19 protein-coding genes and 1 pseudogene are annotated in these 19702 nt (G+C 38.1%); 9 read left to right on the top strand and 11 right to left on the bottom strand.

The features are described from left to right. Positions 1-1149: a bifunctional tRNA (adenosine(37)-C2)-methyltransferase TrmG/ribosomal RNA large subunit methyltransferase RlmN gene (locus tag ACXVWB_RS04440; RefSeq protein WP_289901408.1), complete on the bottom strand. Its 1149-nt coding sequence runs from the start codon at positions 1147-1149 to the stop codon at positions 1-3. Between the two features lie 301 nt (positions 1150-1450). Here ACXVWB_RS04440 and ACXVWB_RS04435 point away from each other — a divergent pair, with 301 nt between their 5' ends. The 9 genes from ACXVWB_RS04435 to arsB all read left to right on the top strand — a co-directional run bounded on the left by ACXVWB_RS04435 (position 1451) and on the right by arsB (position 9988). Then, positions 1451-2326 carry a D-alanyl-D-alanine carboxypeptidase family protein gene (locus tag ACXVWB_RS04435; RefSeq protein WP_070776048.1) on the top strand — a complete coding sequence of 292 codons (876 nt, stop codon included), beginning with the start codon at positions 1451-1453 and terminating at the stop codon, positions 2324-2326. A gap of 154 nt (positions 2327-2480) precedes the next feature. Beyond that, positions 2481-3362, top strand: a complete 882-nt coding sequence (locus ACXVWB_RS04430) for a metal ABC transporter substrate-binding protein (protein WP_049364985.1) — start codon at positions 2481-2483, stop codon at positions 3360-3362. Next, complete coding sequence (locus ACXVWB_RS04425; protein ID WP_289901409.1) at positions 3362-4246, top strand: manganese/iron ABC transporter ATP-binding protein; 885 nt, start codon at positions 3362-3364, stop codon at positions 4244-4246. Before ACXVWB_RS04430 ends, ACXVWB_RS04425 begins: the two co-directional genes overlap by 1 nt. A 3-nt stretch (positions 4247-4249) precedes the next feature. Beyond that, on the top strand, positions 4250-5101 hold the full coding sequence (locus ACXVWB_RS04420; protein ID WP_049369424.1) for a metal ABC transporter permease: 852 nt from the start codon (positions 4250-4252) through the stop codon (positions 5099-5101). Beyond that, positions 5094-5927 carry a metal ABC transporter permease gene (locus ACXVWB_RS04415; RefSeq protein WP_458485217.1) on the top strand — a complete coding sequence of 278 codons (834 nt, stop codon included), beginning with the start codon at positions 5094-5096 and terminating at the stop codon, positions 5925-5927. The genes ACXVWB_RS04420 and ACXVWB_RS04415 overlap by 8 nt, the downstream gene beginning before the upstream one ends. A gap of 387 nt (positions 5928-6314) precedes the next feature. Next, entirely contained in the window at positions 6315-6596 is a 282-nt protein-coding gene (locus ACXVWB_RS04410) for an ArsR/SmtB family transcription factor (protein WP_005662456.1), read from the top strand. A 96-nt stretch (positions 6597-6692) separates the two neighbouring features. Beyond that, positions 6693-7115 carry an arsenite efflux transporter metallochaperone ArsD gene (gene arsD / locus ACXVWB_RS04405; RefSeq protein ID WP_289901410.1) on the top strand — a complete coding sequence of 141 codons (423 nt, stop codon included), beginning with the start codon at positions 6693-6695 and terminating at the stop codon, positions 7113-7115. Further along, complete coding sequence (gene arsA / locus ACXVWB_RS04400; protein ID WP_289901411.1) at positions 7024-8859, top strand: arsenical pump-driving ATPase; 1836 nt, start codon at positions 7024-7026, stop codon at positions 8857-8859. The genes arsD and arsA overlap by 92 nt, the downstream gene beginning before the upstream one ends. Before the next feature lie 88 nt (positions 8860-8947). After that, entirely contained in the window at positions 8948-9988 is a 1041-nt protein-coding gene (gene arsB / locus ACXVWB_RS04395) for an ACR3 family arsenite efflux transporter (protein ID WP_289901412.1), read from the top strand. Between the two features lie 460 nt (positions 9989-10448). Here arsB and rlmC read toward each other — a convergent pair whose 3' ends face one another. The 10 genes and pseudogenes from rlmC to rnpA form a co-directional block, all read right to left on the bottom strand. Beyond that, entirely contained in the window at positions 10449-11642 is a 1194-nt protein-coding gene (rlmC, locus tag ACXVWB_RS04390) for a 23S rRNA (uracil(747)-C(5))-methyltransferase RlmC (RefSeq protein ID WP_289901413.1), read from the bottom strand. Next, a complete protein-coding gene (nagZ, locus tag ACXVWB_RS04385; protein ID WP_289901414.1) occupies positions 11639-12682 on the bottom strand; it encodes a beta-N-acetylhexosaminidase in 1044 nt (347 codons plus the stop codon). The genes rlmC and nagZ overlap by 4 nt, the downstream gene beginning before the upstream one ends. Before the next feature lie 3 nt (positions 12683-12685). Then, a complete protein-coding gene (locus tag ACXVWB_RS04380; protein ID WP_111387496.1) occupies positions 12686-13033 on the bottom strand; it encodes a DUF1425 domain-containing protein in 348 nt (115 codons plus the stop codon). Beyond that, positions 13033-13383, bottom strand: a complete 351-nt coding sequence (hinT, locus tag ACXVWB_RS04375) for a purine nucleoside phosphoramidase (RefSeq protein ID WP_005695575.1) — start codon at positions 13381-13383, stop codon at positions 13033-13035. Before hinT ends, ACXVWB_RS04380 begins: the two co-directional genes overlap by 1 nt. A 100-nt stretch (positions 13384-13483) precedes the next feature. Continuing rightward, on the bottom strand, positions 13484-15361 hold the full coding sequence (gene ppiD, locus ACXVWB_RS04370) for a peptidylprolyl isomerase (RefSeq protein WP_289901415.1): 1878 nt from the start codon (positions 15359-15361) through the stop codon (positions 13484-13486). A gap of 67 nt (positions 15362-15428) precedes the next feature. Continuing rightward, positions 15429-15985: pseudogene (locus ACXVWB_RS04365) on the bottom strand (manganese efflux pump MntP). A 10-nt stretch (positions 15986-15995) separates the two neighbouring features. After that, on the bottom strand, positions 15996-17354 hold the full coding sequence (gene mnmE, locus ACXVWB_RS04360) for a tRNA uridine-5-carboxymethylaminomethyl(34) synthesis GTPase MnmE (RefSeq protein WP_197560648.1): 1359 nt from the start codon (positions 17352-17354) through the stop codon (positions 15996-15998). Positions 17355-17481: 127 nt separating this feature from the next. Continuing rightward, on the bottom strand, positions 17482-19110 hold the full coding sequence (gene yidC / locus ACXVWB_RS04355) for a membrane protein insertase YidC (RefSeq protein WP_111406815.1): 1629 nt from the start codon (positions 19108-19110) through the stop codon (positions 17482-17484). Next, positions 19110-19373, bottom strand: a complete 264-nt coding sequence (gene yidD / locus ACXVWB_RS04350; RefSeq protein ID WP_005695569.1) for a membrane protein insertion efficiency factor YidD — start codon at positions 19371-19373, stop codon at positions 19110-19112. Before yidD ends, yidC begins: the two co-directional genes overlap by 1 nt. Further along, entirely contained in the window at positions 19328-19696 is a 369-nt protein-coding gene (rnpA, locus tag ACXVWB_RS04345) for a ribonuclease P protein component (protein ID WP_111406817.1), read from the bottom strand. The genes yidD and rnpA overlap by 46 nt, the downstream gene beginning before the upstream one ends. Positions 19697-19702 lie beyond the last annotated feature (6 nt).

Below are 19702 nucleotides of genomic sequence, written 5' to 3'. Positions count from 1 at the left end.
TTAGTTAACCGCTTTTACGTCAATACCTTCGCCAAACTTACGTTTCATTGCTGTACGTTTGGTTCGGTCGATTACATCGCCCGCCAACTGACCACAAGCCGCATCAATATCATCACCACGGGTTTTGCGCACAATCACCGTAAAGCCGTATTCCATTAATGTTTTTTGGAAACGATCGACACGGCTATTTGAGCTTTTACCATAAGGCGCTTCTGGGAAAGGATTCCATGGGATCAAGTTAATTTTACACGGGGTATTTTTTAACACTTGAGCTAATTGATGCGCATGCTCTGTGCCATCATTCACATGATCTAATAACACATATTCAATAGTCACTTTACCATGGTTAGCATTTGATACTTCTAAGTATCTATGCACCGAGTCCATCAACATTTTGATGTTATATTTTTTATTGATCGGCATAATTTCATCGCGCAACTCATCGTTCGGTGCGTGAAGTGAAATCGCTAATGCCACATCAATCTTATCGCGCAGCATATCAAGTGCTGGCACGACACCAGAAGTGGATAACGTCACGCGTCGTTTAGATAATCCATACGCGAAATCATCCAGCATAATTTCCATCGCGGGTACAACATTGGCCACATTTAGTAATGGCTCACCCATGCCCATCATCACCACATTGGTAATCGGACGAACACCCGTCACACCAAAATTACCGATAATTTTTGATGCACGCCAAACCTGCCCAATAATTTCAGACACCGTTAAATTACGGTTAAAGCCTTGCTGTGCTGTCGAACAAAAAGTACAAGCTAAGGCACAGCCTACTTGAGAAGAGACACAAAGCGTTGCGCGATCTGCTTCAGGAATATAGACCGTTTCAACTTGCTGTTCACCTACCTGCATCGCCCATTTAATGGTACCATCCGCAGAGCGTTGCTCAACCGCCACTTCTGGCGCTTTAATTTCCGAGACCGCTTTTAATTTTTCTCGTAATTTTTTATTAATATTGGTCATATTGTCGAAGTTATCTTCGCCAAAATGATAAATCCATTTCACTAATTGATCCGCACGAAATGGTTTCTCGCCTAATTCAGCAAAAAACTCACGCATCTGCTGACGCGTTAAATCCATTAAGTTAATCTTTTTTGTATTCGTTTCGGATGAAAGGGGTTGTTCTAACATAAAGCCTCGTTATTACACATTACGGCGATGATGTTACTCATAATTGAGCAACAAAAAATTCGCATATTAAAAATGAGCCGAGATTTTACAGATTTACCGACGGATAAGCTAGCAGATTTGAAAAACAACGAAAATTTTGACCGCACTTCTTTGCGATCGCTATCGCAAAAATCAAAAAAACAAAAGAAAAAAGTGCGGTTAAAAAACTTTAAATTTTTTCTCTTTCACACATCCCAAACCCTTACAAAAACTGATAGAATATGCACTTCGTTTTATTCTCTGAGTTAGCTATATTGAAGATATGTTAAAAAAAGTTCTTTCTGTATTGTGTTTAGTGCCCGCCGTCGCAACGGCACAATCTTACATTGTGTATGACTTCACCCATGATCGCGTGCTCGAAAGTAGCTCACCGAATCACGTTCAACCTATCGCATCCGTCACCAAGTTAATGACTGCAAATGTGTTTCTTGAAAATAATCGAAACGCAAATTGTACTGCATCGATTACTGACGATGATTATGATTACATTAAAGGCACACATACAAAATTACCAAAATACACGCCAATTTCTTGTAATGAATTATTAAAAGCAATGCTTGTTCATTCTGATAACTATGCTGCCCATGCACTTTCTCGCTCTGCGGGCATGAGTCGTTTGCAATTTATCCAAAAAATGAATGAGAAAGCACGAGAATTAGGCATGCGCTCTACTCGCTTTTCAGACAGTTCAGGTTTATCTGATAGCAACATTTCAAGTGCAATGGATTTAGTTAAGCTAGCCAAATACTCGCTCAATAAAGCACAAATCAAAAATCTTTCTAATATGCCAAGTGCCTTCATTCAAGCTGGCGGACGCAGCGTTTTTGTTAAAAACACCAATAAATTAGTGCGTGAAGAAGTGTTTGATGCAGCAATTAATAAAACCGGCTATATTCGCGAATCTGGCTATAATTTAGTTTTCGTGAATAAAAATCCATGTAATCACTCTACCATCGGTGTGATCAGTTTAAATAACCATTCATCTGCGTTTCGTACTAACTTTACCAAAGGAAAATTAGAACAATACGGTTGTATCGCAGGGCGTAGCATGCACAACTTTACCGTTGATGAAGCCCAATATGAAGAAGGCTATGATGAAGCAGGTATGGATCGTCTAATCCAACAAGTTGGTGGTTAATTGTTTCAAAAAAGAGCGGTCAATTTTGCACAAAATTTTCCGCTTTTTAATTTTAATCACCTATCGATTTGATAATTATTTTCATTTAAAAAGCTTGTAAAAAATGATATTATTATGCAGAATGCTAATTCATCATTATTTTTAAGGAGATCTCATGAAGCATTTATTTAAAAGCCTATCTGTTATCGCTCTAGGTTTAGCAGCTTTACAAGCCGAAGCGAAATTTAAAGTGGTGACCACATTTACGGTTATTCAGGATATCGCACAAAATGTTGCGGGCGATGCCGCGACGGTGGAATCTATCACCAAACCTGGTGCAGAAATTCACGAGTATGAACCGACCCCTAAAGATATTGTAAAAGCTCAATCTGCTGATTTAATTTTATGGAACGGATTAAATTTAGAGCGTTGGTTTGAGCGTTTCTTCCAAAATATCAAAGATAAACCAGCCGTTGTGGTAACCGAAGGCGTCACGCCACTTTCTATTTATGAAGGCCCTTATAAAGATGCCCCTAACCCACACGCTTGGATGTCGCCATCTAATGCGTTGATTTATGTCGAAAATATCAAAAATGCATTAGTTAAATACGATCCGCAAAATGCTGATACTTATCAAAAAAATGCAGCGGCGTATGCAGAAAAAATCAAACAGCTCGATAAACCTTTACGTGAAAAACTCTCACAGATTCCTGCCGACCAACGTTGGTTAGTGACTAGTGAAGGCGCCTTTAGTTATTTAGCGAAAGATTACGATCTCAAAGAAGGCTATTTATGGCCAATTAACGCTGAACAACAAGGTACGCCTCAACAAGTGCGTAAACTTATCGATTTAGTGAAAAAAAATCACATTCCAGTGGTATTTAGTGAAAGTACCGTGTCAGCCAAACCTGCTCAACAGGTAGCGAAAGAAAGCGGTGCTAAGTACGGCGGCGTGCTTTATGTAGATTCTCTTTCTGCCGCTGACGGTCCTGTACCAACTTATATTGACTTACTGAATGTCACTGTATCCACCATAGTCAAAGGATTTGAAAAATAATGACCGCAATTTCCGTTAATGATGTAACTGTGCGTTACAACAACGGGCACACTGCAATTTATGATGTTACCTTTGCATTACAAGGGGGAACAATCTGTGCCCTTGTCGGCGTAAATGGGAGCGGAAAATCAACGCTATTCAAAAGTATCATGGGCTTAATTAAACCACAGCAAGGCAATATTGCGCTTTGTGGTTTGCCAATTAATCGAGCATTGAAACAAAATTTGGTTGCCTATGTGCCGCAAGCGGAAGAAGTCGATTGGCAATTTCCAGTCTCCGTTTATGATGTTGTCATGATGGGGCGTTATGGCTATATGAACTTTTTGCGTATTCCAAAAGCGGAAGATAAACAAAAAGTGCTCGAAGCGATGCAACGAGTAAACATCGAGCATTTAGCTGAACGACAAATCGGCGAGCTTTCTGGTGGACAGAAAAAACGCGTATTTTTAGCTCGCGCGTTAGCACAACAAAGTAAGATTATCTTACTCGATGAGCCTTTTACAGGTGTGGATGTTAAAACTGAAAATGCTATTGTGGAACTCCTTCGCCAATTACGTGCTGAAGGCCATTTAATTTTAGTTTCTACCCACAACTTGGGTTCTGTACCCGATTTCTGTGATCAAGTGGTGATGATTAACCGTACTGTGATTGCAGCCGGTAAAACGGAAGATACATTTAATCAGCATAATTTGGAAAAAGTCTTTGGTGGTGTATTACGACACATCAAATTATTAGGTGAAGATCTGCATAATGATGAAGATAAACGTGCGGTGACCGTTCTCACAGATGATGAACGCCCAGTTGTCTTCTATGGCGAAACCAAAAATGATCCGCCTGCAACGGCTGTTAAATCCTGTCGTCTGCCTCCGTCTGACAAGGAATAAGTCATGCTTGAATATTTACTGGAACCTTTCTCCTATGAATATATGCAAAAAGCCATGTGGATAAGTGCCGCAGTTGGTGGCATTTGTGCCTTTCTTTCTGCCTATTTAATGTTGAAAGGCTGGTCATTAATTGGCGACGCACTCTCTCATTCGGTGGTACCGGGTGTGGCGATAGCTTATGCCTTTTCACTCCCCTATGCTTTAGGTGCTTTTTTTGCCGGAATTTTAGCCGCACTTTCCATTTTATGGATCAAGTCCATTTCTAAACTCAAAGAAGATGCCGTTATCGGCTTTATTTTCAGCACCTTTTTTGCCTTAGGTTTACTGATTATTTCCTTGAATCCAACTTCAATAAATGTGCAAAATATTATTCTCGGTAATATCCTTGGTATTGCTGATGAAGATATTTATCAAGTAGCCATTATTATGTTGATTTGCTTGGTCTTATTGCTTATTTTTTGGAAGGATCTGTTACTGATTTTTTTTGATGAAACGCAAGCAATTACAGTTGGACTTTCACCACTGTTTTACAAAGTTCTCTTTTTTACACTCTTGAGTGCTTGTGTTGTTGCCGCATTGCAAACTGTCGGGGCGATTTTAGTGATTGCGATGGTAATCACACCAGGCGCAACCGCCTATTTACTTACAGATAAGTTCAAAACACTCATCAAAATTGCCGTAGCATTAGGCGCAATCACTGGTTTCGTCGGTGTCTATTTAAGCTATTATTTAGATGGTGCAACAGGTGGTGTCATCGTAACATTGCAAACCTTGTTATTTTTATTGGCTTTTCTATTCTCGCCTAAATACGGATTAATCAGTCAAAAACGACGTAAGGTGGTGGATTATGACTGAGATGTTCGCCATTTTCGTTGAGCCATTTCAATTTGTCTTCATGCAAAATGCGCTACTCACCGCATTAGTGGTTGCCGTGATCTGTGCACTACTCTCTTGCTATTTGGTGTTGAAAGGATGGTCATTGATGGGGGATGCCATTTCTCATGCTGTCCTACCTGGCATTGTCTTAGCTTTTTTAGCCGGTATTCCATTAGTAATTGGTGCGTTTGTCTCAGGTATTGCCTGTGCATTAGGTGTTGGTTATTTAAAAGAGAACAGCCGTATCAAAGAAGATACCGCGATGGGGATTGTATTTTCGGGGATGTTTGCCATTGGGTTGGTGCTGTTCACTAAAATCCAAACCTCACAACATCTTACACATATCTTATTCGGTAACGTATTGGGTGTAAGCCAACAAGAGCTGATTCAAACGGCTATTATCGCCTTGATTATTTTTATTTTGCTTGGCTTAAAGCGTCGTGATTTTCTGCTTTATTGCTTTGATCCTAGCCATGCTCGCGTTGCGGGGCTCTCGCCGAAATTACTGCACTATGGCTTGCTCACATTACTCGCGCTCACCATTGTGAGTACGATGCAAGTCGTTGGGGTTATTTTGGTTGTAGCGATGCTAATTGCGCCTGGCATCACCGCACTAACCCTGACGAATCGCTTCGACAAGATGCTTGTTATCGCGATCATCAGTGCTGTAACTGCAAGTCTACTAGGCGTGCTACTTAGCTATCATTTTGATGCGTCCACGGGCGCATGTATTATTTTGCTACAAGCAGCGTTCTTCTTGCTCGCACTGATTTATAGCAAAATAAAAGTGCGGTTAAATTTCTAAATAAAAAAAGCTAACAGAGATGTTAGCTTTTTTATTAGGAATTGAGTTCCAGCAATGTCACTGCTTCAACTTGCTCATCATTGTCCAAATTGGAATTCTGTCAATATTTTGGACACATTTTGGGAGGAATATTTAAGTCAAAGATACTGACGAACAGATGGTTTTGATGTCTGATAAAAAGGATAGATGATGCTTGTAACGTCATTCTATAAACTTATATGTTCCATGACACAAGTATATACATAAAAGAAACTAACATTAATTACAATAATATTAGATGACAAGATTATCCAGAAGCATTTTTGATATCTAACGAAATAAGACTTGTCAAGAAGAACAATTAGTGATACAAACAACACATCAAAATAATTTGATATGAAGACTTTTATGAACAGAGATTTAGTAAAAACTGCAAAGATATTTAAAGCCTTTTCAGTGGCAATTCGCCTAGAGATATTAGATTTATTAAAAAATGGGGAAGAATGTGCCTGTGTTTTACTAGAAAAACTAGATTTAACGCAATCAGGCTTGTCATACCATATGAAAATATTGATAGAGTCAGGAATTGTTACAGCAAGAGAAGAAGGCAAGTGGGTTTACTACACTATATCTGAACAAGGAAGACAAAAAATAATACAGATGTTTTTATCATCTACAGCAAGAAATTAGTTACCCTTAAGGGTAACTAAAAAAATACTCTTCACATCAAAAAAAATTGATATATTAATAATGTTTAATTCAAAAAATTGAAGAAAGGGGTAAAAAATGAAAAGAATGTCAATTTATGAACCAGCTATGTGTTGTGATACCGGTGTTTGCGGAGTTAATGTCGATCCTGAACTCGTACGTATTTCAACAGTAATTAACAACTTGAAGAAAAATGGTATCACTATTGAAAGATACAATTTATCAAGTGAGCCAATGGCATTTGTCAATAATAACAAGGTAAAAGATGCTTTGGATAAAAATGGAATCGATAGGCTGCCATTAATCCTTGTGGACGACGATATAGTCATAGAAGGCAGATATCCAAAGAATGAAGAAATAATGGAACTTTTACAAATCTCTAAAGATTATCTTGAAAGTAGTAACCAAAATGGCTGTTGTTCTTCAGGTAATGATTCTTGCTGTAGTGAAGATGAAGAACCAAATCAAGGGTGCTATGGAAATAATAACTCTTGTTGCTAAGGGGGGATTTATTATGAAGAAATTTAATCTTCCAGATATTAAATTAACTAAATATCTATTTTTCACAGGCAAGGGAGGGGTTGGTAAAACATCTACAGCTTGTGCAACAGCAGTGGCTTTAGCAGATGAAGGAAAGAAAGTACTACTTATTAGTACAGACCCTGCTTCAAATCTTCAAGATGTTTTTGAAACAGAATTAGACGGTAAAGCAAAACCAATCAAAGGCGTAGATAATTTAGAAGTAATCAATCTAGATCCATTGGAAGCGGCACATAACTATAAAGAAAGTGTAGTTGGACCTTTTAGAGGCAAATTGCCTGATTCTGTTATTGAGAACATGGAAGAACAGCTATCTGGATCTTGTACAGTAGAGATTGCTGCCTTTAATGAGTTTTCTAATTTCATTACAAATTCTAAGCTCAATACAGACTATAACCATATTATATTTGATACAGCACCTACAGGTCATACCCTTAGAATGTTACAACTTCCTTCTGCTTGGACTGATTTTATCAGTGAAAGTACGCATGGCGCATCCTGTTTAGGACAGTTATCAGGATTAGATACTAAAAAAGAAACCTATAAAAAGGCAGTTGAAAATTTATCAGATAAGAGTTTAACAACCCTAGTATTAGTTACAAGGCCTGATAAAACACCACTTAATGAGGTAGCCAGAGCATCAAAGGAGCTATCTGAGATTGGAATAAAAAATCAAATATTAGTGATTAATGGTGTCTTAGAAAATTATGATGATGACTTATCTGAAAATATATTTAACAAACAAAAGTTAGCCCTTGAAAATATGCCAGAGATGTTAACTGAGTTTGATACCTATACAATTGCCTTGAGATCATACAACATTACTGGAATTGACTCTATAAGAAATCTCCTTAAGAAGGATCAAATAAATGAACAAAAAGTGGAAGTAAAAGGCAAACTCTTTAATTTAGATGATGTTGTTAGTGACCTTGTAAAAAATAATAGAAAAGTAATCTTTACTATGGGCAAGGGCGGTGTAGGAAAGACTACTATTGCATCTTCTGTTGCCATCAAACTAAGCAAACTTGGTAAAAAGGTACACCTGGCTACAACAGATCCCGCTGACCATATCAAATTTATGATAGATAGTTCAAGTGGAATATCTATGAGTCATATTGATGAAAAAGAAGAATTAAAAAAATATCAAGATGAAGTACTTGGAAATGCAAGAAAAACAATGAGTGAGGATGATGTAGCTTACATTGAGGAAAATTTAAGATCACCATGTACACAGGAAATAGCTGTATTTAGAGCTTTTGCAGAGCTCGTGGAAAAAGCAGACGATGAAATAGTGGTGATTGATACTGCTCCTACGGGTCATACCTTGTTATTATTAGACTCAACTTTAAGTTATCATCAAGAAGTTCAAAGAACACAAGGACAGGTACCTGAATCTGTAAAAAACTTGTTACCTAGATTAAGGGGAGAGGAAACAGAAGTATTAATCGTTAGCTTGGCGGAGGCTACCCCATTTTATGAGGCATATCGATTAGAAGAAGATCTAACAAGGGCATCAATTCATACAAATTGGTGGATTGTTAATTCATCCTTGTATAAAGCAAATCCTAGTAACAAGATGTTATCTGCTAAAGTAAATGAAGAAGTTAAGTGGATTAACAAGATATTAGATCATACTTCAGGAAAACTAGCCGTCATTGAATGGACAAAAGAAGACCTTTGTGGTGACAAACTTTATCAGATATAGGGGAAAAAATGATGAAGAGTTTAAAAACCATTAAAGCGATTGAAAGTAAGGTTCATAAATTAATTGAGAAAGTTGAGGATATTTAGGAATGAAGAAAATAAATGGAATTGGTTTTTTTGAGAAAAACCTGACTTTTTGGGTGTTAATTTGTATGGTAATAGGCATATTTATTGGGAAATATTTTCCTGCTATTCCAGATTGGTTAGGAAAATTTGAGTTCTACAATGTGTCTATACCAACAACAATTTTACTTTGGATAATGATTTATCCAATGATGTTGAAAATTGATTTTAAGAGTATAAAAGACATAGGAAAAAATCCTAAAGGTCTATTTATTACATGGTTTGTAAATTGGATCATTAAGCCACTCACTATGTATTTAATCGCTTCCTTATTTTTCTTTATTATTTATAAAGGATTTATTAATAAGGAATTGGCATCAGAATATTTAGCTGGGGCGGTTTTACTCGGAGCTGCACCATGTACCGCAATGGTATTTGTATGGAGCAAGTTAACAAGAGGTGATAGTGGTTATACCTTAGTACAGGTAGCTAGTAACGACTTAATTATTTTGATTGCATATATACCAATTGTGAGTTTCTTATTAAAGGTTGGAGATATAAATATTCCATGGGGAACACTTTTATTGTCCATTGTATTATTTATTGTTGTTCCTCTTATTTTAAGCATGGTAACTAGAAGTATAATCATTAAAAATAAAGGGGAAGACTACCTAAATAAAACTTTTATCCCTGCATTTGATAAATACACTATGATGGGATTATTGTTGACGTTGATTATAATATTTTCATTTCAAGGACAGAAGATATTGGATCAGCCACTAAATATTATCCTTATTGCAATTCCTTTGATAATTCAAACTTTGTTTATATTTGCAATAACATTTTTCATGGCATATTTAGCAAAGCTACCATATTCAATTGCAGCACCATGTGGCATGATTGGTGCATCTAACTTTTTTGAGCTGTCTGTTGCAGTTTCTATATCTCTATTTGGGTTAGTATCAGGAGCTACGCTAACAACTGTAGTAGGTGTTCTGGTTGAGGTTCCTGTTATGTTAGCCTTGGTAAAGTTTGCCAATTCTATGGAAAATAAATTTAATCGTTGAATATGAGTTAAAACTGCTAGCAACAATCAAGTAGTGTTAATTTACAAAATGCTAGATCAGATATATGTCCTAGAATGTCCATCTATAGTCTGTGGTACTATATAATCACCAAGAAATATAATATAAGCCTTGGAGGGAAACCTTTAGGGCTTTTCTTATACCCATTAGGAGATGGAAGGATTACCAAGAAAACCAAAGCGACCTTGCGCTTAAATCATTTTGAAATGTCTTAACGTATCCATGATAGTTTCTTCTTTTTCTGGTGTAATTGTGGAATAACCTGTTTCTCTTTTTGCGATTTATTATAATGCTCCCTCAGTACAACTCCACATTTCTTTTTGATTTGTGCTATATACGATGTAGAAACCTTAAATCCAAATTTCCCCAGTACATACTCTTTAATTTTCTCATAAGTAGCCTTGCTCTCAGCACTTGTCAAATCAAGTTCATCAAGCTCTATTTAAACACTTATATGTTCATTGACATTAAGTTTGGACAATAATGCTAGCGTCTCATAATGTGCCGTATGCGGGAACATATCAAATAATTGAATTTGAGTAAGCTTATAATTGGTTAGGTGTTGCAAATCTTTTCCCATGGAAATCGCGTTACAGCTGGAATAAAGAATAAAGTGCGGTTGCATTTCATTGAGAAATTCTGCGAGTTCCCTTCCGATACCTCGACGAGGCGGATTGACGATCACCAAATCCGGTTTATTTTCATCTTGTGTTAAAGCAAAATTAGCCGCATCCAAAGATTGGAATTTAACGTTGTTTAGCCCTAACACCTGAGCGGATTGCGTCGCTGCTTGAATAGCAGATGGGGAAATTTCAATCCCGGTCAATTCCACTTCTTGTTGATGTTTATCCTGTAAAGCTTTGGCACAATGCAGCCCAAACCCTCCAACGCCACAAAAGAGATCCCAGAGTTTAGCAATCGGCAAATCTTTAACCCAATCTTGGGCCGTTGCATATAGCCCTTGTGCTACCAGTGGATTCGTTTGGAAGAAACTTTGAGGGCGAATAAATAGCGGAATACCGTTAAAGCTTTCTGATAAAGTATGTTGGTCAGTTAAAAAGATTTCTTTCTCACCTTCTAAGATCGCCGCATGTTGAGGTTGGATATTTACGCTCACCACTTCAAGTTGTGGTAATTTTTCCAATAAGCCTGCAAATTCACGTTGAATTAACGATAATTTAGTTTCTGAACGCAATACAAAACGCAACATCAATTTTTTTGTATGTTGGCTTTCTGTAAGCAGAATGTATTTCAGTTCACCTTTTTGTTTAGCCACGTTATAAGGGACTAAACCAGCACGCCCAATGAAATCTTTTAGAATCGGGAATAGCTCTACAAAGCGTTGCGGATAAAGCGGACAATCACATAAATCGACCGCACTTTGTGGATCATTCGGGTCTTGTAAAATACCTAAAATGGGACGTTCCACCGCGCCACTTACCACCATTTTTGCTTTATTACGAAAGGCTGACTCGGAGGAATAAAAAGGCGGATGCCAAATTAAATTATCACAATCTAATTTGGCAAGTTGTTGTTTTAGATGCTCTTCTTTCTTGGCGAGTTGCTGTTCATAAGGCATTTCAAGCCATTGACAAGAACGGCAATCGCCTTTTTGATAATGATGGCAATCAATCATTTAGAAGCAAGCCACTCTTGTTGAATTGCGGTCAGTTTTTGATGATTTTCAATCCAACGTGAAGTTTTGGTGAGTTCTGACCAATCAAAGGATTTTTGTTTAAAGAGTGATTTCAAACGTTCTTGGCGTGCTACAAAATGCTCTGTGGTTTCCTCTAACTTCAGATTATCAAGCACTTGAATGACACCTTCACGTTCATTGCAAAGCAATAATAAGTCACAACCAGCATTCAAGGCTTTTTCACTACGAGCCACAAAATCACCCATAAAACCTGCGCCCTTCATACCTAAATCATCAGAGAAAATCGCCCCTTGGAAGCCTAGCTGTTTACGCAAAATTTCTTTCAGCCAATAACTCGAGCCACTTGCTGGCTGACTATCACACTGCGTATAAATCACGTGAGCCGGCATAATCGCATCAAGCTTACGCTGTTGAATTAATTGCTGGAATGGCAAAATATCATGATTAAAAATCACTTCTTTTGCACGCTCATCATAAGGGGTTTCAAGATGAGAATCGGCTAAAACATGACCATGCCCAGGGAAATGTTTTCCCGTTGTTGCCATGCCTGCTTGGTGCATACCATCAATAAAAGCAGCCGCCAAATTGACCGCACTTTTTACATCGCAGCCAAAACTACGATCGCCAATCGCACGACATTCATGCCCCAAATCCAACACGGGAGCAAAACTCAAATCAATATCTAGCGCCACCATTTCAGCCGCCATTTGCCAACCCGCTTCTTTCGCTATTTGCTGTTGCTGAGTTGAATCCTTAACTAATGTCGCAAAAGCTTGCATTGCGGGTAACTGAGTGAAACCTTCACGGAAACGTTGAACGCGACCACCTTCCTGATCGACCGTGATCAATAAAGGCTTTTTCACTCGTTGACGAATGGATTTAATTAGCGCTTGAACTTGCTGACGATCATAAAAATTGCGGGTAAATAAAATCAAACCGGCAACTAAAGGATGTTCCAGTAATTCAACTTCTTCTTGTTTGAGCTCATGACCTTCAAGGTCAATCAATAATGTGGACATAAACTATTGTAAATAAAGACGATAATTGGTGCTTTCTGTGCTTGGTTTTGGTAGTTCAAACACTTTCTTTTCTTGCGGTTGCAATAAAATATTGCCTGATTGGCTTTCTTGCTGATTCGGCCAAACTTGCGTTACACCTTGTGTGTTATACCAATAAAGATGGTAAAGCACATTGAGCTGTTGCGTAGTTTTATTTTTTAAAGCCGCGGTATTATCCGACAAATCGACATCTAAAGCCGGCGCTAAATTTGCCGTCATATTTAAAATTGGCTTATTGGTTCCCACAATATTTGGTGCGGATGAACAAGCCGTCAAAAATAATACCGTTGCTGTAATGAGGATCTTTTTCATTATTTCGCCAACATTCTACCTAAAGGTTCACCACCAACAAGATGCATATGAATATGGAATACTTCTTGTCCACCATGTTTATTACAGTTCACGATTAAACGATAACCGTCTTCGGCAATTCCTTCTTCTTTAGCGATTTTAGCCGCGACCGTAAATAAGCGACCTAAGGTGACTTCATCTTGTTCTGTCACATCATTAACCGTTGGAATCACTTTATTTGGGATAATCAAAATATGGGTTTTCGCTTGTGGTGAAATATCACGGAATGCGGTCACTAATTCATCTTGATAAACAATATTGGCAGGAATTTCTTTGCGAATAATTTTACTAAAAATGGTTTCTTGAGCCATAGTCTTCTCCTTATTTTATATAAAAAAGTGCGGTCAAAATTTACCGCACTTTGCTTTTATTTTCCATCAGAAATTGATGATGAATGACATTTCAATCGGCTTAGTGAGCCGCACCTTCTTCTGAATCATCTTGATTAATAAAGGTGTTATTAATCTCAATTTGTGCTTTTTCACGTAATGCTTGCATTAACTGTCCTTGCAATTCACCTTGACGTGCAAGAACAAGTTGAGTGCTAAATTTCGCTAATTCTTGCTCAGTTAAAGTAGGTTCTTCTACACGTTCAAGAGCAACCACAACTACATCACCTTTGCTGTTGCGAGCAACTTGATAAGCCGCTTTACCATCTTGTGGTTTAGCAATAGCAAATACCCCCTCATAAAGCATTGGATCTTTATTATCCATCAATGTAAAGGTTTGTGGTTCACTAAAACTAATACCTGCTGGTAATTTGGTAGGATCAGCAGATAACGCTTTAACCACTTGCTCTGCTTTTTCAGCTAATACTTTATCGGCTTTTTCACGTTTTAAGAATTGCTCAATCGTTGATTTTGCTTCATCAAGGCTTTGCAAACCTTCATCTTTGTGATCCACGACACGTACCACTACAAATTCATTTTCACCTACAGTTAATGGCTCAGAATTTGCACCGCCGTTTGCAATATCAGATTCAAAAATAGCAGAAGTCACATTTGGGAAATTTAATGCCGCAGGGACATTATTTTTACCAAAGTAATCCGTTTCTTCCATTTTCACACCAGCAGCTTCAGCTACCGAAGCTAAAGAATCACTGCTTTCTGCTGCTTTTTCACGAACCGCTTTTTCTACCGCTTGGAAACGGCTTTCTGCTAAGTTTTTACGTACAGTCTCTGCGATTTGTTCTTTCACTTCTTCTAAAGTACGTTCTTTACGATCTTGCACTAAAATAATATGGTAAGCCCCATCCACATTAACCGGTGTACTATATTGACCAACATTTAATAATAATGCTGCATCTTCAAAGTTTTTCGGTAATTCGTTGTCTTTTACCCAACCTAATTCACCACCTTGAGCACCAGAAAGTTTATCTAGGGATTTTGTTTTTGCTAACTCAGCAAAATCAGCGCCTTTTTGCAGTTCTTGATAAACGGCATCCGCTTCTTTCTCCGTTGATAATTGAATATGTGCTAATTTTTGGCTAATGAATTGCGCTTTATTTTCTTGATAATATTGTGCAATTTGTGTTTCAGTTACTGGTTGTAATTTACCTAATGCATCTGCTGAAACGCGAATATATTGCACTTTCGCTTGTTCAGGTTGAACAAGTGATTTCGCATTCGCATCGTAATACGCTTTAATTTCTTCGTCTGTTACTTTTTGTTTTGCAATTTCATCGGCTAATGGAAGAGTTGCAAGACGAGCGATACGTTTTTGGAAAAAGACTTGTGCGTTATCTTTTACTTGGGCTGGTACAACAAACTCACTGTCTGCCAAACCATTTTGCATTTGTTCAAGTGTTAATGCATTACGTAAAATAGCCGCATAAGTATCAGATGTTAAACCATTTTGAGTCAATAATTGTTGATAGCGCGCGTTATCAAATTTACCGTTAGATTGTAAGTTAGGATCGCTTACAATCGCACGTTTGATCATCTCATCACTTACACCTAATTTTAATTCTTTCGCATATTGACGGATTAATTCTTGATCCACCAAACGTTGAATTAAATTTTGACGAAGTGCAGTCACAAATTCCACAGAGTCAGTTTTCGCTAAGAAGCTCTCGCCTTCTTGTTGAGCTCGCGCTTCAAACTCTTGGTTATAACGATTTAAGAAATCTTGTTGAGAGATAGTCTCGCCATTTACTTTTGCCGCAAAACTATCATTGCTGCTATACAGATAACCTGACATCCCACCAATCAAAAATGAAACTGGAATTAAAGCAAAGATCGCTTTTCCGATAAAGCTATGGGCGATGCCATGCATTTTTTCAATTAACATTCAATTATTACCCTTTTAAAAAAGACAAAGTTCGTAAGATTATAATCTAAAAGGCGAAAATTCGCACTTAAAAAACACCATGTTCGTGTAGGATTTTCACAGCCATGACTAATAACACTAAACCGCCAAAAATCTCTGCTTTGCTTTTGAATTTTTTCCCTAAAAATGACCGCTCTTTACACCAATAAAAGAAATGGCAAAGGTTATTAAACCAATGATGAAGACAGCCAACAAAATGTCCACAGAAAGAAAAGCAAAAGAGACACCAACAGCTAACGCATCAATACTCGTTGCCACACCAAGTGTTAGTAAGTGTTTTAAACTAATCAATGAGGGCGCAGGTTCATCATCTGAGCTCAGCCCTTCTCGAATCATATTCACACCGATAATCGCAAGTAAAGCAAAGGCAATCCAATGATCCCAATTTTGAATCATCTGACTAAATTGTAGTCCGACAACATAGCCGATTGCCGGCATAATGCCTTGAAATAGCCCAAAACAGCATGCAATGGCCAGTGCTTGTTTCCATCGAAAAGCGCGCATTGCCAAACCTTTGGAAATGGATACTGCAAACGCATCCATCGAAAGACCAAGCGCAATGACCCACAACATATGAAAAGTCATAACCTAAAACCTATTTTCCGATACAAAAAGAGCTGAAAATATTACCGAGTAAATCATCCGAGGTAAATTGCCCCGTAATTTCACTGAGATTAGCTTGTACTAAACGAAGTTCTTCTGCTAACAATTCACCCGCATGAAACTCTGTTAATTGAACTAACCCAATTTGTAAATGTTCGGCCGCTTTTTCTAAAGCATCAAGATGACGACGACGTGCTAAGAAGCCACCTTCCATGCCGGTTTGGAAACCCATCGCCTGTTTTAAATGCTCACGTAATAAATCTACGCCTTGATGCGTTTGAGCCGATAAACAAATGGTCGTTGTTCCATTTTCTTCTTTTATCCCAACTGCCTCACCGCTTAAATCGACTTTATTACGAACAATGGTCACTGGCATATTATTTGGCAATTTCGATAAAAATTCTGACCGCACTTTTTCAATATTTTGGCTATCAGGATCACTGCTGTCTAACATTAAGATAATACGATCGGCTTGCTCAATTTCAGTCCACGCACGCGAGATGCCGATACGTTCAACTTCATCTGTCGCTTCGCGAAGCCCTGCAGTATCAATAATATGTAAAGGCATGCCATCAATATGAATATGCTCACGTAACACATCGCGAGTGGTTCCTGCAATATCTGTCACAATGGCCGCTTCTCTGCCTGCTAAAGCATTCAGTAAGCTTGATTTACCCGCATTTGGACGACCGGCAATCACTACTTTCATCCCTTCACGTAAAATCGAGCCTTGTTTCGCTTCGCTACGGACTAAATCAAGTTGATCAATAATTTCTCGTAATTTTGCTTCGATTTTACCGTCTGCCAAAAAGTCAATTTCTTCATCGGGAAAATCAATCGACGCTTCCACATAAGTACGAAGATAAATCACGGAATCCACCAACTGATTTACTTTATTGGAAAATTCACCTTGTAATGATTTTAATGCCGAACGAGCGGCTTGCTCCGAAGTGGCATCAATCAAATCTGCAATGGCTTCTGCTTGAGCTAAATCTAATTTATCGTTTAAAAAAGCCTGTTCTGAAAATTCACCGGGACGCGCAAGACGAACACCATCAAGTTGTAAGATTCGTTTTAGCAACAAATCTAATACTACTTGCCCACCATGACCTTGCAATTCCAATACATCTTCACCTGTAAAAGAATTCGGCGATTTAAAGTAAAGTGCAATGCCTTGATCTAATACTGTGCCATCAGCATCTTTAAAAGGTAAATAATCTGCCATTCTTGGTTTAGGACATTTACCTAGTACCGCTTGTGCCACTTCAACCGCTTTTGGACCTGATACACGCAAAATACCAATACCACCACGACCAGGCGCTGTCGCTTGTGCGACGATTGTTTCTTTCATAAAAACTCACTAAAAATTGACCGCACTTTTATCTGCGATAAAAAAATGAGAGGGCGCATTAATACGCCCATGTGATTATATATCAATCAATGATAGAAAAAAGGCATCTTTCGATGCCTTCTATTTGTTATTTTTTACGGGTATGTAACCCTTTTTTCTCTAAACCACGGTAGATCATTTGTTGTTGTACGATAGTGATTAAGTTAGACACTAACCAGTAAAGCACTAGACCTGCCGGGAACCAGAGGAAGAAGAACATGAAGATCAACGGCATGAAATTCATCACTTTTTGTTGCATTGGATCTGCAACGGGTGTCGGTGACATTTTTTGTAACAAGAACATTGATCCGCCCATTAAGATTGGGAGAATGTAGTAAGGGTCTTGTGCCGATAAATCTTGAATCCAACCAAAGAATGGTGCATGACGCAGTTCAACCGCTTCCATAAACGTCCAGTATAATGCGATAAAAATTGGCATTTGAAGGATTAATGGTAAGCAACCGCCAAGTGGATTTACTTTTTCTTCTTTGTAAAGTTTCATCATTTCTTGGCTCATACGTTGGCGATCATCACCAAAACGTTCGCGCATTTCTTGCATTTTTGGTTGCAACATACGCATTTTCGCCATAGACGTGTATTGTGCTTTTGTGAGCGGATATAAAATCGCTTTCACCACTAAGGTGACACAAATAATTGCCACACCCCAGTTAGATACAATACTTTGAATGAAAGTTAATAACCAGAATAATGGTTTCGCGATGAACCATGCCCAACCATAATCGACAGTTAAGTCTAAGTGGTTAGCCACTTCAGCCATTTTGTTTTGTAATTTCGGACCTGTCCATAATGAGCTGGTAATTGTTTCTGTTGCACCCGCTGGAACAGATACTACTGGACCACGATAACCAATAGACGCAACGTTATTTTTGCTATCTGTAATACTATAAAGTTGGTTATTTACATCTTGATTTGGGATCCAAGCTGATACGAAATAGTGTTGTAAAACAGCAACCCAACCTGCTTTGGTATCGATAGAAAGATTTTTGTCTTTCATATCGCTGAAGCTGTATTTTTTGTAATTTGTTTCAGAAGAAGAATACGCACCACCGGTATAAGTAGGCATTGCTACGTTACCGCTGCTTTCAACTAATGTATGTTTTAATTGACCGTAAGGTTCAACTTCAATTGCGCTACCACTTTGGTTCACAATTTCAAAGTTAACACCTACATCGTAGCTATCGCGTTTTAATACAAAGATTTTACGATAAGTGACACCATCTTTTTCAAATGTTAATGGTACAGAAAGTTCATTTTGACCTTCTGCTAATTTGAAATTATCACCCGTCACTTGATATTGTGCACGACCTGCTTTTGTATCGATCCCGTTTTTACCGATTAAGCCGCTTTGTGCAATGTAAACATGCTCGTTTGTATCTTTTAATAAAACGAAAGGTTCTTTTGAATTTAATTCTGCATCATATTTTAATAATTCAGAACTGATTACATCACCACCTAATGTATCCACTTTCAAACGGAATACATCATTTTCTAATGTGATAATGTGACCTTTGGTTTGTGAGTCTGCCACTACTTCGGCAGATGAAGAAGAACTTGCCGGTACATCAGAAGAGGCGGTTGTTGTTTGTTCCGTGGTCTGTTGTTGAACCGGTGGATTTTTATCAAGTTGCCATTGCTGATAAACAAGGAAAGAAATAAAGAGTAGTGCAAGCACTAATAGGCTACGTCTTGAGTCCATTATTTTTTCTCATCGTTATTATTAATCTTTTTCGGCGGAACAGGATCGAATCCACCGGCGCTTAAGGGGTGACATTTTAATACACGTTTTAGCGTAAGCCAACTACCTTTTAACAATCCATGTGTTTTTAACGCCTCAATACCATAGCAAGAACAGGTTGGCACAAAACGACAGCGAGGCCCGATTAAAGGACTAATCGCTACTTGATAAAACTTAATTAAAGCGATGAGGATTTTTGTGCCAAACGAATGTGACGTGCCCATAATTTATCCAAAGTTTGTAAAAACGTTTGATTATCAAGCTGACCAATGCCACGTTTCGCCACAAAGACAAAGTCACAAGAAGGCAAATTATGTTGGGACAAACGAAAACTTTCACGAACTAAACGTTTGATACGATTACGATCATGCGCTCGTTTAAGATGTTTTTTAGCCACAGTTAAACCTAAGCGTGGATGCTCAAGATTATTTTTGCGTGCGAGAATGGTAATTTCAGGGGTGCTTGCTCGAAACGGTTGTTCGAAGACATTTTTGAATTGAGCGGGAGTTAACAATCGTAACTCCCGAGAGAAGTTTAGCTTAATCACTAAAAG

Source organism: Haemophilus sp. SZY H53, assembly GCF_054332375.1.
Note: the sequence above shows the minus strand (reverse complement) of the source record. Positions and strands in the feature narration are given on the sequence as shown.

Excerpts from the sequence above, each read along its gene's own strand:
- ACXVWB_RS04440 (WP_289901408.1), bottom strand. The coding sequence starts at position 1,149 with ATGTTAGAACAACCCCTTTCATCCGAAACGAATACAAAAAAGATTAAC.
- ACXVWB_RS04435 (WP_070776048.1), top strand. The coding sequence starts at position 1,451 with ATGTTAAAAAAAGTTCTTTCTGTATTGTGTTTAGTGCCCGCCGTCGCA.
- ACXVWB_RS04430 (WP_049364985.1), top strand. The coding sequence starts at position 2,481 with ATGAAGCATTTATTTAAAAGCCTATCTGTTATCGCTCTAGGTTTAGCA.
- ACXVWB_RS04425 (WP_289901409.1), top strand. The coding sequence starts at position 3,362 with ATGACCGCAATTTCCGTTAATGATGTAACTGTGCGTTACAACAACGGG.
- ACXVWB_RS04420 (WP_049369424.1), top strand. The coding sequence starts at position 4,250 with ATGCTTGAATATTTACTGGAACCTTTCTCCTATGAATATATGCAAAAA.
- ACXVWB_RS04415 (WP_458485217.1), top strand. The coding sequence starts at position 5,094 with ATGACTGAGATGTTCGCCATTTTCGTTGAGCCATTTCAATTTGTCTTC.
- ACXVWB_RS04410 (WP_005662456.1), top strand. The coding sequence starts at position 6,315 with ATGAACAGAGATTTAGTAAAAACTGCAAAGATATTTAAAGCCTTTTCA.
- arsD (WP_289901410.1), top strand. The coding sequence starts at position 6,693 with ATGAAAAGAATGTCAATTTATGAACCAGCTATGTGTTGTGATACCGGT.
- arsA (WP_289901411.1), top strand. The coding sequence starts at position 7,024 with ATGGCTGTTGTTCTTCAGGTAATGATTCTTGCTGTAGTGAAGATGAAG.
- arsB (WP_289901412.1), top strand. The coding sequence starts at position 8,948 with ATGAAGAAAATAAATGGAATTGGTTTTTTTGAGAAAAACCTGACTTTT.
- rlmC (WP_289901413.1), bottom strand. The coding sequence starts at position 11,642 with ATGATTGATTGCCATCATTATCAAAAAGGCGATTGCCGTTCTTGTCAA.
- nagZ (WP_289901414.1), bottom strand. The coding sequence starts at position 12,682 with ATGTCCACATTATTGATTGACCTTGAAGGTCATGAGCTCAAACAAGAA.
- ACXVWB_RS04380 (WP_111387496.1), bottom strand. The coding sequence starts at position 13,033 with ATGAAAAAGATCCTCATTACAGCAACGGTATTATTTTTGACGGCTTGT.
- hinT (WP_005695575.1), bottom strand. The coding sequence starts at position 13,383 with ATGGCTCAAGAAACCATTTTTAGTAAAATTATTCGCAAAGAAATTCCT.
- ppiD (WP_289901415.1), bottom strand. The coding sequence starts at position 15,361 with ATGTTAATTGAAAAAATGCATGGCATCGCCCATAGCTTTATCGGAAAA.
- mnmE (WP_197560648.1), bottom strand. The coding sequence starts at position 17,354 with ATGAAAGAAACAATCGTCGCACAAGCGACAGCGCCTGGTCGTGGTGGT.
- yidC (WP_111406815.1), bottom strand. The coding sequence starts at position 19,110 with ATGGACTCAAGACGTAGCCTATTAGTGCTTGCACTACTCTTTATTTCT.
- yidD (WP_005695569.1), bottom strand. The coding sequence starts at position 19,373 with ATGGGCACGTCACATTCGTTTGGCACAAAAATCCTCATCGCTTTAATT.